The organism is Neoroseomonas terrae (assembly GCF_018129025.1).
Lineage (GTDB): Bacteria > Pseudomonadota > Alphaproteobacteria > Acetobacterales > Acetobacteraceae > Neoroseomonas > Neoroseomonas terrae.
The window spans coordinates 36,907-51,790 of sequence record NZ_JAAEDI010000003.1 but is presented as its reverse complement, the minus strand read 5'-3'; the positions used below and the strand labels follow the sequence as shown (position 1 = coordinate 51,790).

General features: G+C 64.2%; 13 protein-coding genes and 2 pseudogenes. 13 read left to right on the top strand and 2 right to left on the bottom strand.

Annotation, left to right across the window (positions count from 1 at the left end; all coding sequences use genetic code 11):
- The first annotated feature begins 419 nt into the window (after positions 1-419).
- Positions 420-818, top strand: coding sequence for a GFA family protein (locus GXW78_RS02935; RefSeq protein WP_211865933.1), 399 nt, complete (start codon positions 420-422; stop codon positions 816-818).
- Positions 819-1,486: 668 nt separating this feature from the next.
- Here the strand turns inward: GXW78_RS02935 and GXW78_RS02930 are convergent.
- On the bottom strand, positions 1,487-2,080 hold the full coding sequence (locus GXW78_RS02930) for a TetR/AcrR family transcriptional regulator (protein ID WP_211865931.1): 594 nt from the start codon (positions 2,078-2,080) through the stop codon (positions 1,487-1,489).
- 182 nt (positions 2,081-2,262) lie between these two features.
- On the opposite strand from GXW78_RS02930, the gene GXW78_RS02925 reads away from it, so the two are divergent.
- The 7 genes and pseudogenes from GXW78_RS02925 (at position 2,263) to GXW78_RS02900 (ending at position 9,258) form a co-directional block, all read left to right on the top strand.
- A complete protein-coding gene (locus GXW78_RS02925; protein ID WP_338147669.1) occupies positions 2,263-3,483 on the top strand; it encodes an MFS transporter in 1,221 nt (406 codons plus the stop codon).
- A gap of 954 nt (positions 3,484-4,437) precedes the next feature.
- Complete coding sequence (locus tag GXW78_RS02920) at positions 4,438-5,361, top strand: manganese catalase family protein (RefSeq protein WP_211865927.1); 924 nt, start codon at positions 4,438-4,440, stop codon at positions 5,359-5,361.
- Between the two features lie 23 nt (positions 5,362-5,384).
- Positions 5,385-6,299 carry a hypothetical protein gene (locus tag GXW78_RS02915; RefSeq protein WP_211865925.1) on the top strand — a complete coding sequence of 305 codons (915 nt, stop codon included), beginning with the start codon at positions 5,385-5,387 and terminating at the stop codon, positions 6,297-6,299.
- Positions 6,299-6,697: pseudogene (locus tag GXW78_RS28700) on the top strand (alcohol dehydrogenase catalytic domain-containing protein); the annotation flags it as partial. The gene GXW78_RS02915 and the pseudogene GXW78_RS28700, both read left to right, overlap by 1 nt.
- A gap of 122 nt (positions 6,698-6,819) precedes the next feature.
- A complete protein-coding gene (locus GXW78_RS28695) occupies positions 6,820-7,470 on the top strand; it encodes a zinc-binding dehydrogenase (protein WP_456307071.1) in 651 nt (216 codons plus the stop codon).
- 920 nt (positions 7,471-8,390) lie between these two features.
- Entirely contained in the window at positions 8,391-8,645 is a 255-nt protein-coding gene (locus GXW78_RS02905; RefSeq protein ID WP_246521812.1) for a DUF1127 domain-containing protein, read from the top strand.
- Between the two features lie 103 nt (positions 8,646-8,748).
- Positions 8,749-9,258, top strand: a complete 510-nt coding sequence (locus GXW78_RS02900; RefSeq protein WP_211865923.1) for a LysE family translocator — start codon at positions 8,749-8,751, stop codon at positions 9,256-9,258.
- Here the strand turns inward: GXW78_RS02900 and GXW78_RS02895 are convergent.
- Positions 9,226-10,170 (bottom strand): LysR family transcriptional regulator, encoded by a 945-nt coding sequence (locus tag GXW78_RS02895; protein WP_246521811.1) that lies wholly within the window; start codon positions 10,168-10,170, stop codon positions 9,226-9,228. The genes GXW78_RS02900 and GXW78_RS02895 overlap by 33 nt on opposite strands.
- A gap of 152 nt (positions 10,171-10,322) precedes the next feature.
- Between GXW78_RS02895 and GXW78_RS02890 the strand changes: the two genes are divergently transcribed.
- The 5 genes and pseudogenes from GXW78_RS02890 to GXW78_RS02870 all read left to right on the top strand — a co-directional run.
- Entirely contained in the window at positions 10,323-11,549 is a 1,227-nt protein-coding gene (locus tag GXW78_RS02890) for an MFS transporter (RefSeq protein WP_211865922.1), read from the top strand.
- 200 nt (positions 11,550-11,749) lie between these two features.
- A complete protein-coding gene (locus tag GXW78_RS02885; RefSeq protein ID WP_338147677.1) occupies positions 11,750-12,532 on the top strand; it encodes an SDR family NAD(P)-dependent oxidoreductase in 783 nt (260 codons plus the stop codon).
- 66 nt (positions 12,533-12,598) lie between these two features.
- Positions 12,599-13,498 (top strand): alpha/beta hydrolase family protein, encoded by a 900-nt coding sequence (locus GXW78_RS02880; protein ID WP_211865920.1) that lies wholly within the window; start codon positions 12,599-12,601, stop codon positions 13,496-13,498.
- 645 nt (positions 13,499-14,143) lie between these two features.
- Complete coding sequence (locus tag GXW78_RS02875; protein ID WP_211865918.1) at positions 14,144-14,446, top strand: urease subunit gamma; 303 nt, start codon at positions 14,144-14,146, stop codon at positions 14,444-14,446.
- A gap of 18 nt (positions 14,447-14,464) precedes the next feature.
- A pseudogene (locus GXW78_RS02870) lies at positions 14,465-14,782 on the top strand (urease subunit beta); the annotation flags it as partial.
- Between the last annotated feature and the right edge of the window lie 102 nt (positions 14,783-14,884).

Genomic DNA, 14,884 nt, shown 5'->3' with positions numbered 1-14,884 from the left:
CCTGGCGGACTGAAGCACGTCAGATATGGAGACACCCGATCCTCAAGCGTCGCAGTCAGTTCGGGAGGTCGCTAGACGGCGGACACGGCCGGACTTCAGCTCCGCGATGGGCGCGGTCTTTATCCAGGCCAGCCTGCCCAGGACCTGGTCCTTGGGCACGGTGGCGCTGGTGCAGCGCGCCACCGGTGCGACGCCACCGGAGCTGCTGATCGGGCGGGTCATGCGGAGGTCCTCTTCAAGAGGACCGCACGCGCGCTCTGCTGGCCGGAATAGTGTAGCGAACTCTTTCCGCCGGCCTCGAGGTCGCGGTGCGGCTTTGTGGCCGCAGCGCCCGCAAACAGGGGGTGGCCGCGGAAACTGCTGCCCGGTGGGCGCGCTGATCGGATACCTGATCACTGGCCCTCTGGGAGACGCCCAGCATGCTCAAAGGCGGATGCTTCTGCGGATACGTCCGGTACGAAGCCGGCGGCGCACCGTTCCATTCGACCGTCTGCCACTGCTCGATGTGCCGGCGGGTGGCCGGCGCGCCGATGGTCGCATGGTTCAGCGTGCCTCGAGCGGAGTATCGGGTCGTTGCCGGTGAATCGACAAGGTTCGCCTCGAGTCCGCAGGCCTTCCGGACCTTCTGCCCCCGCTGCGGCACGCCGCTGACGTTCGAGGCGGCGTATTCGCCGGATGAAATCGACATCACGACGGTGAGCCTCGATGACCCGGAGGCGATGCCACCGGCTGACCATACGCGGACTGCAACCCAGCTGAGTTGGGTTCACCTCGACGACGGGCTACCGGCGTATCCCGAACTACGGACGGAAGGCTGAGTCCCAGCGCAGCGTCTGGCTCCTCGACCACTGGCCCATCATCGTCGCTTCGCGCGCGAAGCAGCCCGCGGGGGAGGATATCGCATACCACCCGCCGATGAGGCGGGAGGTGGGGGAGCGGACCGGCGGGCTCAGCGCTGGACTTGCCCACTACCGGGCAACCCCTCGTCGGCATCAACGACCGCGCTATCGTTGCGGGCGCGCGCCGCGCTGAAGGTGTCCCGGGCGATCCCGGAATGGATCGGACCCTCCCTGTTGGACGCGATACGCGCCGCGGGGGCGGTGGTTTTGCTCCTGCAGACTTCCAGCACTGCGGCCGCGTTCCCATCACGACAAATCAACGACCGTCGAGTACGCCCGCGGCGAGGCAGCACGATGTCGCCAATGCAGTGCGCTCGACTCCCATTCCGTGGTCGAACGACAGTGTGCGCGTGATGGCGCGGAACGTCAGCGCGTCGACAGTGGCCCCTGCTGAATCGCCATTCCCGTTTGAGGTCGTAAAGCGCCGAGTGGGATGACACGGTTCAAATACAGACCAAGTTCAGCACGACCACCACATGCCGACCCTTGGCAGTCTCGTCGCCAACATCGGCGCGCGTGCGGGCGCCATGGGGACCGATAGGATCAATCACTAACCTTTTCGTCGTCTCCGCAGCATCCGGTGCGGGTTATGCCTCGCCGTGGGAGACCCTGGGGCGACGCGCTGCAACGCCTGCCGCGGTCAGCAAGACTTCCGCCGCGTCTCTCGCGGCACGAGCGATGCTCGCGTCGCCCTGCACCAGCATGGTGGCAACGGCGCCGTCAACAAGCAGCATCATCTGCGTAGCCAAGCGCTCAGGGTCGGGAACGCCCAGCTCCGCGAGGCAGCTCGCGAACCACCGTCGACGAGCCTTCTTGAAGTCGATGGCAAGCCTCGTGAGCTCATCAGCAGGCTCGGCGGCCTCGGCAACAGCATTGATGAATGGGCAGCCGCGATAGCTCGGCTGGGAGAAGGTTCGCTCCAGCCGATCGAACTCCGCCAGGATGCGCTCTGCCGGCGGCAGTTCTGTCGAAGCCGGCGGCTGGCTCCATCGCTCGAGGTAGGCGCGGATCAGGTCTGCCTTCGAGGGGAAGTGGTTGTAGAGCGTGCGCTTGCTGATCCCCACATCGGCCGCGATGGTATCGACGCCGATTGCCTGTATGCCGTGCGCGTAGAACAGGCGATCGGCCGACCGCAGGATCCGCTCTTGCATCAACGATTTTGCCTCAGCGCGCAGCATCATTGCACCGACCTGTATACTTTTCCCTTGACCGCCCAGTCCGAAGCGTTAGGTAAACAGGTCGGTAAAGTCAAACTGACCTTTCGCCCCGGCCGATGGGTCTGAGCATCAAGGACGGCCCAATGCACGCATCGGACTGGCTGCCACGCGCCTTTGCACGGCGGGGCATCCACTATGGTTGGGCGGTGATCGGCGTGATCTTCCTGACCATGCTGGCCACATCGGCCGTCATGGGCATGACCGCCGTCCTGATCCTGCCGCTGAAGAATGAGTTCGGGTGGGATCTCGGCGCCATCTCCGGGGCCTTGGGCCTGCGATTCCTGGTCTACGGGGCCGTCGCGCCGTTCACCGCCGCGATCCTGATGCGCTATGGCGTGCGAACCGTCGTCGCGTCCGCCCTGGCGTCGATCGTGCTTTGCTTGGCCGTGACGTCTCAGATGACCACTCTCTGGCAGCTCTGGGTCATCTGGGGCCTGCTGGTCGGCCTGGCGACCGGGGTCACTGCCAACGTCCTGGGGGCGACCATTGCGACGCGATGGTTCTCGACGCGGCGTGGCCTGGTCGTCGGCATCCTGAGCGCGAGCAGCGCGACGGGGCAGTTGCTCTTCCTTCCACTGGCGGCGTGGCTCTCCGACATGGCGGGTTGGCGCTATGCAATGCTGCCAGGCGCAATCGTCTGCGTGGCCTGCTTCATCCTTGTGATGCTGTTCGTTCGAAACAATCCGGTTGATGTCGACCTGCCCCCTTATGGCGAGGCGAAGCTCGTGCATCCGCAGCCGCGTCACGCGCAGCCGAACGCCCTGGCCGTCAGTTTTTCCGCTCTCTCGGAAGTGCTCACCAATCGCACCTTCCTGGTCCTGGCGGGCACCTTCTTCGTGTGCGGGCTGTCCACGGCCGGTCTGGTGCAGAACCACTTCGTGCCGCTCTGCGGCGACTTCGGCGTGGCCGCGATGACCTCATCGACCATCCTGGCGCTGATGGGGGGCTTCAACTTCGTCGGAACCATTGCCTCGGGCTGGCTGTCCGATCGGTACGACAACCGCTGGCTCCTGTTTTGGTACTATGGGCTGCGCGGCCTGAGCCTGCTCGCGCTGCCATTCACTGATTTCTCGATCTATGGCCTGACGATCTTCGCAATCTTCTATGGTCTCGATTGGATCGCCACGGTTCCGCCCACGGTGAAGATGGCGAACGACGCGTTCGGCCGCGAGAAGGGCCCCGTGCTGTTCGGATGGATCTTCTTCTCGCACCAGATCGGCTCCGCCATCGCCGCCTATGGGGCCGGCGCATCGCGAGACGTCCTGCTGAGCTATCTTCCGGCCTTCTTCATGGCTGGCCTCGTTTGCCTGGTGGCGGCCGTCGCGATCCTCACCGTGCGCCGGAAGGCCCGGCCGGTCCCGGCGTAACGGCGGACGCCGCGAGCGCCAGGTGACAATAGGGAAGCATTGCTGTCCTTCGAGGCGCCCATTATGGGTCCGCAAACCCACTCTCTGTTCCTGGCGACCGCCCTCGTGGTGGTGCTCTCCCCGGGGCCAGACGCAGTGCCCATTCTGCCGCGCAACGAGCGCGGGTCTGATGACGCTGTTTGGCACGCAAGCGGGCAATCTTGTGCATGCGCTGCTGGCGGGCCTGGACGTGTCCAGCATCATCCGTCGGACCTGACGGACGAGGAGCGGATCCGCCGGCGCCGCCCGGTCCGCGACTACGAGAAGCGCCTCAACGTGTCCGAGGCCATGATGATCCGCCGCGTCGCCCTCCGTTGATTTCCACACCGACTCTTGGAAGTTTCTTTCCAGGGTGGTTGAACCCGCTACCGCCCAGGCGGTTGGAGGTGCGGGCCTAACAGGCCCCGCTGCCGCTCGTCTCTCTGCTGCGGGCCGCGCAGCTTATCTCCGGCTGCGGCCTCCTGGGTCCCCCGGCGAAGACCTCAGGAGGCCAGCGCCCGGGTCATGGGGGCGTTCACCTGGCGCCAAAATAGCGAACCGGCCGCGCTGAATGCCATCGCTGGACAACGCGCAGGGTGGAGGGCTGGATGCCTGCTCGCGCGCATAGCACATGGACGCTCGACAAAGAGCACGCGGCCCGCATCGGCACCGCCACCGTTGCGGCGTCCTGCCGTCGAGCTGTGCAGGAGCTCGTGAACGGTTGCGGGTGACGTGCGCGAACCAAGAAGGGTTTGCACGGTTGATGGAAGCGGTGACTGCATCGCCGGCGGCGGCCTCCTGCGCCATCCGCGCGCCGAGCATCAGCGCCGCGCCTCAAAGAACTCGTGCGGGAAGGTATTGCCTGCTGCTCGTGAACCTGCGGGCGCGTAAGCGGTTGACAGACGTGCCGCTCTCCGTCCCAGCAACGAGGCAATCATGTTTCAACGCATCGATAAGCTGCAGACCGACATCCCCGCGCCGAAGCGCGCGGATCCCAACGCCGCGGCAGCCCTCCAGGAACTGCTCGGCGGCAAGTACGGTGAGATGTCGACGCTCGGCAACTACATGTTCCAGAGCTTCAACTTCCGCAGCAAGAGCAAGCTCCGCCCATTCTACAGCCTCGTCGCCAGCATCACGGCCGAGGAACTCGGCCATGTCGAACTGGTGTCCAATGGCGTGGCAATGCTGGCGAATGGCCCCGACCCGGATGTTCCGGACATCGACGGCGGCGACATATCGGGCGCGCCCTTTGCGGCCATGAAGGACGTTCGGCTTGCTACGGCCTTCCTGTCGCATGCTGGCGGCGCAACGCCAGTCAACGGCAACGGCGCCTCCTGGAACAACGACTTCGTCACGACCACGGGCAACGTCGTGCTGGACCTGCTGCACAACTTTCACCTGGAATGCGGCGCGCGGCTGCACAAGCTGCGCGTCTACGAAACACTGTCGGATCCTACCGGGCGCGAGGTGTGCGGGTACCTGCTCGTCCGAGGTTCGGTCCATGCACATTCCTATGCCCTAGCACTGAAGAAGATCACGGGCGTGGACATCGAGAAGATGCTCCCGGTGCCGAATATTCCGCTCGGCAGTATCCCGGAATGCCAAAAGTACCTCGCTGAAGGATCGCATCGCCGCCTCTACACCTTCAGCCCCACCGATTATGCCGAGATGGCCGGCATCTGGGGCAATGGCGAGGGCGCTTTGCCGGGCGACCCGGAAGGCGAGTTGGAGGTGGTTCCGGGCCTTCCCGAGGGAGGCAAGATCCACCAGCTCGAAGGCGTGCCGTCGGCCTTCACGCCGAACTACGCGCCGGAGGAGATGTTCGAAGTCGCGACCAAACTCTATCAGGCCTCGCGCTAAGCGCTTGGGCAAGGGGGAACGCCATGTCTGAGAGTCAGCTTCAATCGTCCTATGGTTCAACGGACGTGGTTGTGGACGATGCCACGAAACTCCGAAGCCGGACTTCACTAAGCAGCATCATCGTTGGCACGCTTGTCGCGATCAGCGCAGGTGTTCTGCTGCATCTGCTTGGCGCTGCCGTGGGCTTGATGACGATTGATGCGGTGGATCGCGATTCACCGTCCGCGACGAGCATGGCGCTGATGGCGGGGGGCTGGAGCCTCCTGACCGCCGTCCTGTCGCTCGGACTGGGCGGCTACGTGGCTGCGCGGCTGTCCGGCAACACCGATCGCTGGGACAGTGCTCTGCAAGGTCTTGGCGTTTGGGGTGTTGCTGTTGCCCTCTCCGCGGCGCTAGCGGGCATGGTGGCGGCAGGCTCGGCTACTGTCGCCACCAACGCCGCCGGCAGTATCCTCGCCGGCGCAATGCGCGGCGCGGGAACGGCGGCCGGGGCAGCTACCGACCAGGTCGATCTCAACGCCTTGGCGCAGCGCGTTCGGTCCGCCCTCTCGGCGCCCAATGACGTGGCAGCCATGACAACCGAGCAGCGTGGTGTCGAGATCACGGCCATCATCGGGCGCCGGGTGGCCGATGGCTCATTCGCACCTGGTCAGCGGGAACGTCTCTCCGCGCTGACGGCTGCGGAGGCCGGGATCTCGCCAGCTGAGGCGGACCAGCGCATCGCAGCGTATGAGCAGCAGGCGCGAGAAGCGGCGGCGCGTGCGGAACAGCGGGCGCGAGAGGCCGCGGATGCCGCGGCAACGGCCGCCGCCATTTCCGCCTTCTGGATGTTTGCCACGCTGCTTATCGGCGCAGGAGCAGCGGTGCTTGGCGCTGTGCAGGGCGCGAGGGACATGATTGCCGTGCGAGTTACCTCGCCTCGGACGAGGGCTTACTGATGAAGGCCCTCACTTGGCACGGCCGTGGCGATATCCGCTGCGAGACCGTCCCCGACCCCGAGATCAAGGATGGCCGCGATGCGATCATCCGAGTGACCTCCTGCGCCATCTGCGGCTCGGACCTCCACTTGTACGGCGGCTTCGTCCCGCGGATGGAGAGTGGCGATATCCTTGGCCACGAGTGCATGGGCGAGGTCGGCGAGGTCGGCCGCGACAACAAGAAGCTCAAACCCGGCGATCGGGTGATTGTGCCCTTCACCATCTGCTGCGGTGCGTGTCGGTACTGCCAAGCGGGACAGTGGTCGTTGTGCGAAACGACAAACCCGAACGCCGGCGAGCAGTCGCAGTCGTTGGGATACCCGACGGCGGGTCTGTTCGGCTACAGCCACCTGACAGGCGGCTACAGCGGTGGCCAGGCCGAGTATCTTCGCGTGCCGTTCGCCGATGTCGGGCCACTGCAGGTGCCGGCAGGGGTGCCCGACGAGCAGCTGCTATTTCTCTCCGACATCCCACGGGTTACATGGCGGCCGAAAATTGCGACATCCAACCGGGTAACACCATCGTCGTCTTTGGCTGCGGCCCCGTCGGTCTATTCGCCATCATGTCGGCGTTCCTACTCGGGGCCAAGCGCGTTATCGCGATCGACGCCGTGCCGGAACGCCTGGCGCTCGCCCGTCGGTTGGCGACGGAGACGATCGACGATGGCGAGGAGGATGTGCAGGAGCGCATCCTCCAGCTGACCCGCGGCCTGGGCCCTGATGCCGTCATCGAGGCCGTTGGGATGGAGAGTCATGGCCAACAGACCGTGATGCAGAAGGCGGCCTCGTTCGTCGCCTCGCATACGGCGTCGGTTGAGCGTCCGTTCGCACTGAATGCGGCGATCCTTGCCTGTCGACCGGGAACCGTCCTGTCGGTGCCCGGAGTTTACATGGGCTCGGTTCCGGTCGCGATCGGCGCCCTGATGAACAAGGGGCTGGTCCTCCGCACCGGACAAACGCACATGCTGCGCTACATGAAGCCCCTGCTGGACCGCATCGAGAAGGGCGAGATCGATCCATCCGTGATCATTACACACCGCCAGGATTCCCTCGATGCGGGACCGGAGATGTACGACACCTTCCGGGACAAGAAGGACGGGTGCATCAAGGTTGTGATGAGATCGCACGGTTAGGCTGTGCAGTTGGCCTCGGCGATCCGGGTGGTCCGTGCCCGAAAGTCTGGTGACGGTCTGACGAGCCAGCCGGTAGCCGGACCGGCTGGAGCATCAGTGTGGGCGGTCGAGACGAATCTCGGTAGGGCCCGCAAGGCCCTTTGGTTCCTCCTCGCGGGTCGGTGCGAGAACAGACAGATGGAGCATGGATACCGCCAACAATCGCATTGCTCGAAGTGGAGGCACGACCGATGCTCCGTTCAGCAAGGGCGAGCGCCTGATCGGGATTAATGTCAGCCCGGGTTTCCCGGTTCGAATGGGCCGCGACTCCGCCCGGCGCAATACAGGCTTGGTCGCCGAGCCTGAGGGCAGCAGATGCGATCGATACGGCTTGTGCAGCGCTCGCCCTGCCGCACTGCAGTCCCGACCTAAACGCCTTCGCTAAGGCCAAGGCGATGCTGCGCAACGCTGTGCGCAAACCGTCGAAGGACTCTCGTTCTCCATCGGAAGACTGGTCGAGACCCTCGGCTCAACCAAGTGCACCAGCTTCTTGATCGGAGAACGCGGCTACGCAAAGTCGTCCAGCGGATGCCTGTAGTCGCTGCGAATACACTAAAACACCAACTTATGCGGCGCAGTCGAAATTCTTACTTGAGCGAGCGAGCGAGCGGATCGACCCTTGCGAGCGACAAGGGGCTGAATCGATGCCGAGGTGCGTAACCGCTTTTCGCGGGAGCGACTGCGCCCATCTCCTGGATGACGGCTGCGACAAGCGTGCCTCCATTGCCAGGTTAGTGCGAGAACGTCTGAGACGAAGTTCACTACCCCACGCATGATCTCGGCCCCCAATGCGTTCTGGCCATACGCGCGTACAGACGGCGCGCCACACGACGCGTAGCGCGCACGGCGTCAACGACTGCCCCGACATGATGGAGAGTGACATGACGCAGGAACATTGGTCCTGCTGCAATCCGATGCGCGCCAGCCCCGCGGGCCTCTGCATGATCGCAGACGGCGCCAAGTCGCAGGAAAGCGCCGATGGCCGCATGACGCTTCGCCAGTTGCTGCACCGATGGCTGTGCCGCTGGACCGAGCGGCGCGAGCTGGAATCGCTGCCAGACGCTGCCCTCAAGGACATGGGCATCACCCGGTACGACGCATTTCACGAAGCGCGCAAACCCTTTTGGCGTGGATAACGCCTGATATCGGAATCATGCCATGTCCCTAGAGATTTGGATGGGGCTTGTTGGCTACGCCTTGGTGACGACCGGAACTCCGGGCCCTTCCAACCTGATGCTCATGAGCATCGGCCTCAGCCACGGCCTGCGGGAGGCCGTCCCGGCCATAGGCGGATTCGTCGCGGGCTTCACGCTCCTGCTGCTCCTGATGGGGCTCGGCCTTGGTGCCATCCATACGGCTTACCCGCATCTGCACAGCGCAGTGAAATTCGGGGGCGCGGCCTATATGATATGGCTCGCCGCAGGGCTCGCACGCGACACATCGCGGATTGCTCCGACCGAGCGACCTCCTATCGGGCTTATCGGCGCAGCGCTCTTGCAGTGGGCCAATCCCAAGGCGTGGGTGACGGCAGCGGGTGCTGTGACCATCTATGTTCCGCCCGTGCCATATGCACAGAACCTCATGATCGCCATTGCGACGGTCGTCGCGGTCGGGCTGCCGTGCAACGCCGTCTGGGCCGTCGGTGGCGAGGCCATGCAACGCGCCCTGACCAACCCCTGGCGGCGACGTTGCGCAAACCGGATCATGGCGGTGCTGCTAGTGCTGTCCATCATCCCGATCCTTCGTTGAGACGGCAGCTCGTGACGCGTGCGGCGATCGCAGTTTCTCGAGTTCATCGAGAAGGACCCGCAAGGCCCGGTCCCGTGTCTTTTCCTTTCGTAGGACGATGGCCAACTGCCGTTCAAGGGCAGGCCTGAGTGGCTGGCATTGGGTGCCGGGCACCTGCTCCCTGAGCGCAAATCCTGGGAGCACGGAAGCACCGAGCCCGATCGAGACCAGCGATTTGATTGCCTCGATGTTGTCGAGCTCCATAGCGACCAGGACTTCAGTGCGTGATCGGGCGAGCCAATCGTCGACGAGCCGCCGCATGGTGCCTCCTGGTTCGTAGAGGATCAGAGGCAGACGGCTGAGCGACGCCGGGCTTACAGGACCGCGGGCCTGCGCGAGCGCATCCGGAATCAGAGCGAGGAAGCGTTCTGTGACCAAGGGCGTAAACTGAAGGCTTCTGCGTCGGGGAACCGGCAAGGTGACCACGGCGATGTCGAGAAGACCTTCGTCTACGCGTTGTACGATCTCCGGTGTGTTGCCCGTCTCCACGATCACTTCGACGCCGGGGACGCGGCGACGCAATCCCGCCAATGCTGGTGGCAGAAGATGGATGCACGCCGTCGCACCGGTCCCGAGCCGAATGCGGCCGGTTGCGCCCTCGCGATGCGCAGCCACCACTTCCTCCGCGTCCGAAGCCGCAGCGAGTGCACGCTTGGCGGCGGGGACCAGGGCGGCACCCGCTGCCGTCGGAATGGAACGGCCCGCGGCACGCTCCAGAAGCCGAACACCAAGACGACGTTCCATCTCCCTGAGCTGCTGGCTGGCGGCAGGCTGTGTCAGGCCGAGCGCTCGAGCGGTGGCGGAGACGCTTCCCATCTCGACAACGGTCAGGAAGGTTCGCAGCTGACGCAGCGTGAGTGCAGGCAGACTCATAGGCAAAACTTATTCGAATGCGACGCATTGAAAAGATATTCTTTTTGCGTCGGATAGCTGCCGCCACAATGCCCAGATGACTCGGAGGTCATTGTGGCTCGTCTGGTGATGACATCGCAATCGCGTCAAGCGTCCGTTGAGATCGCAACGCCATGAATTCGACCTCGCCGAGTGGCGACACATCTGCACGCAACCTGTCCTGGCACGTGCCGGCGACCTTGGGACTGACACAGATCGTTCAGTGGGGCACGCTTTTCTACAGCTTCTCCCTTCTGATGCCAGCGATCGTTCGCGACACCGGGTGGGGATCCGGGATTGTCGTCGGCGCTTTCTCTGCCGCCCTTCTCGCAGAAGCCTGCACCGCCATGGTGATCGGTTTGCTGCTCGATCGCGTAGGCGCCAGGTGGATTATGACCGCTGGTTCGGTGGTGTCCGCACTGGGCCTTTGGCTGGCGGGGCAGGTCGAGACGATTTGGGAGTTCTATGCCGTCTGGATTCTCATTGGAGCAACGATGCCCGCTGCCTTATATCAGGCAGCATTTGCCGCAGTGGCTGCATCGTCCGCGCCCAATTCCGCCCGACGCGGCATGACGGTGGTGTCGTTCGCCGGCGGGCTCGCAAGCACAGTGTTCTGGCCTGCAACCGCCTTCCTCGTCGACAGCCTAGGGTGGCGCGGCGCTTGCGCCACACTCGCCGCGCTGAATCTCGCCTGCGCCTTGCCTCACCTCCTCATGCCAGGTCCGGCGGCAAAGCGAATGAAGGCACGGGGACAGCAACGTGCCGACCAGTCCCCGCCACGCGTTGCCTTCGTCTTGCTCCTGGTCGCTTATGCTACGATGGGCCTCGCGAGCGGCATTGTGGCCGTGCATCTGGTTCCAATGCTGAGTGAGAAGGGTCTCGGCGCCTCCGCGGTCATACTGGCATCGATGGTGGGGGTCGCTCAGGTCCTTGGCCGTATCGTCGAGTTTGCCGTCGGGTCGCGCGCTTCGCTGCGCACAGTTACCGCGGTCTCGCTGATGCTGCTCGGCATATCCTTCGTGGGGCTGGCCGTCGGCCACTCCGTTGCCGTGCTCGGAAGTGCCTTGCTTCTGTTCGGCGCCGCCAATGGGGTGCTGACGATCATGCGCGGCGCGCTGCCCGCTCAGCTCTTTAGCGTGGCGATCTATGGTTCAGTCTCGGGTGTCCTCTCAGCCGCGCATGCGGTCGCGCGCGCCGCCGGTCCGCTCGCGCTCGCATGGAGCAGGGAACACGCGGCGAGCTACTCGCCTGGCATGCTGACGGTCGCTCTTCTGTGCTTCGGCTCAGTCCTGCTGATGCAATCTGCGGTGCCGCGCACCGGGCCTGCCGGGTCTGGTGCGCTGAGGCAAGGGGCCGAGTGATGGTACGAAGTCGAGGTTCATCATGATCCTGATCGGCCAATGCGATTCGCCGATCGTGCGCCGGGTCGCGGTCGCCTGCGCCATCCGGTTCCTGCACGAATCGCAGCCGCGCATGTGGCCATGGGTCTTTACCCGTGTCTCACATCGCAGGCCATGATCTGCGGGGAGCTGGAGGCGTTCAACCTTTCAACCCATCGAAAATGAGGGTCAGACGAACCATGGTCTTGGACGGAGGCTCGCAGCCGCCTCGCCTTGTTGTCGTCACCGGCGGCAGTCGCGGAATCGGTTTGGCTGTGACGCGGCGCCTTGCTGAGGACGGCTATCGAATTGTTGTCGGATGCCGGCATGAGGAGGAGACTTCGAAGGTGTTGGCCGGCGTCCGGGACGGGAACGGCACGGCGGCCGCAATCAGGCTCGACGTTGCGGATCAACGGTCGATCGACGAGTTCTTTTCCGCTGTTCAAGACCGCTTCGGCCCGATCCACGCCCTGGTCAACAATGCCGGAATCACCGGTCCGCTCGGGCGCTTCGTCGAGGCCGATCTGAGCTGGGTCCGGCGCGTCGCCGAGGTCAACATGCTCGGCACGATGGGATGCGCGAAAGCAGCATTGCTCCACTTCGCGGCGACGCCCGGGTCCGGGCGCAGCATTGTCAACATCTCCTCCGTAGCGGCGCAGACCGGCAGTCCGGGCGAGTACGTTCACTACGCAGCTACGAAGGCTGCCATCGAGGCCTTTACAATCGGCCTCGCGCGGGAGGTGGCGAAGGAGGGCATTCGGATCAATGCCGTTGCGCCTGGCACCATAGCTACCGGCATTCATGCCATGGCCGGCGATCCTGACCGCCCCCAACGGGTGGCGCAGCGCGTACCAATGGGGCGGGTGGGACGACCTGAGGAGATCGCCAATGCGGTCGCCTGGCTGATCTCGCCGGCATCCAGCTACGTTACCGGCGCAGTCCTGCGCGTGACCGGCGGTCTCTAGAATGCATCCGACTTCTGGCCCTCGGTAGTTCCCGCATGATCCCCCAGTTCCGGAATGCCGGCCGAGATGAGTGAGAAGCTGGCAGTCGCTATCGAATGTGCCGATAGGCTGAAGATCAACGGGCATGTTTGGTACACGACGAAACGGCCACGGGGCTGCGTTGTCATCAACCCTGCGACCGGCGTCCTGGCTCGCTACTATCACCGCTACGCCCGCTTTCTCGCCGGCCACGGCTTCGTCGTCCCTACCTACGACTATCGGGGAATTGGCGACTCGCGTCCGCCCCGCTTGCGAGGCTGCGGCTACAGATGGCGTGATTGGGGCATGCTCGACTTCGATGCCATGCTTCGCTTCGCTCGCGCGAAGTGGCCCGATCTACCACTGCTCGTGGTTGGTCACAGTATCGGCGGCTTCCTGCCAGGCTATGCGCAGATGGCTTCGGCAATCACGCGGATCCTGTCGGTCGGCGCTCAGTACGCGTACTGGCGCGACTATGAGGCGCGTCGGCGGCTGACGCTACTGGCCAAGTGGCATGTCGTAATGCCCGTGGTGACAGCCGCGTGGGGCTACTTCCCAGGTCGGCGTCTTGGATGGCTGGAAGATTTGCCAAGTGGCGTCGCGATGGAATGGAGCTTTCGACGCTCCAGGTTCGAGGAGCGCTACGCCAGCACCGATCAGCGAACTGTCCTCGATCGCTTCGCCAGCGTGACAGCACCAATCCTGGCCGTAGCGGCCGAGGACGATGAATTCGCGACGCCCGCGGCTGTTGAACGGGGCCTAGCCTATTATTGTAACGCACCGAAGATGCGAGCCGTCCTTCGCCCAAGGGATCTCGGCGTGACAGCAATAGGTCACTTCGACCTCTTCCATGCGCGCCACGAAGCGACGTTCTGGCGTTCCACGCTTCGCTGGCTCCGAGATGGCGTCAATCCCTGGCAATCATGCCCCTATCCATCCGCGACCTGACGCGATCGGTCGCACGGATAGTGGCCTTGCCACCGGCACAGCAACCACGCCGCGATGTGACGAGACCCTTGAGGCCGATTATCACCGCCGGGAGGCAAGACGACTCAGGCGGTTGGCTCGTATCCACGTAGCAGCGGTGTTCATGAAGATGCCATCGCGCGGATGACCGGGCTCTTCCGCCAGATCGCTGGTCGATTTCGGTGAACTACGGCGCCAAGCTGTCGTTCGGGCGGTTGCCGGCGGGTCCGTCGGGACGAGAGCTCCACGTGCTTATTCGAAGCCTCCGACTTTCCCGAAAAAGCGAGTATCGGCGAAGGTTGGTAGTGCAGCAATCCTGGTGAACGAGCGAGTACGCAGCGAGGCAGTGCGGTCGCCCTTCCTCAATTTAGTCTGACGAATTCCCAATGTGTCGCGCGGGGTGGGCGCCGTCCTGGATCGCCAGCAGTGCTCAGCGCCCAACGCCTGCGGCGGTCGCGATGACCGGCAGGATGATTTCGCCTCGACCGGTTCGACGGATGGCGAGCAGTTGTTACGATACGCGGCCACGCGCCGTCGCTGGTCAGTTTGGCCACTTTCAGTCTGGCGCATGCTTCGAAATCGTGTAGCACTTGTGGTTGAGCCGCAGCTTGCTTGAGGAGGTCGCGCGTGCACTTCACCCCCCGGGAAATCGACAAGCTGTTGATCTATATGCTGGCCCAGATCGCGCAGAAGCGTAAGGATCAGGGGCTGAAGTTGAACCATCCGGAAACCGTTTCCCTGATCACCGTCGCCGCGCTGGACGGCGCGCGTGCCGGCAAGACGGTCGAGCAAGTCATGTCCGAGGCCGCGAAGGTCATCACGCGGGACGACGTGATGGAAGGGGTGGTCGAGATGATCCCCTATGTGCAGGTCGAGGCGGTCTTCACCGACGGCAGCCGCCTCGTCACTGTCCACAACCCCATCACCTGACGCGCGAGGAACTGGGCCATGGCTGACGAAGCGAAGACCGCGCCGGTCGGTGGGCTGGTGCTCGCCGCCGGTGACATCGAGATCAATGCGGGCTACCCGACCACGACGCTGAAGGTCCGCAATACGGGCGACCGGCCGATCCAGGTCGGATCGCACTACCACTTCTTCGAGGTCAATTCCTTTCTCGAATTCGATCGCGAGAAGAGCTTCGGCAAGCGCCTCGACATCCCCGCCTCGACCGCGATCCGCTTCGAGCCCGGCGATGAGAAGGAGGTCACGCTGGTGCCCTATCAGGGCAAGCAGCGCGTCATCGGCTTCAACAACCTGGTGGATGGTTGGGTCGGCGAGGAAGCCTATGACAGCTATCGCCCCCGCCTGGTGGATGCCATGGAGCGGGCCGCCCGCTACGGCTTCAAGTCCAAGTCCTGACGCTGAGAG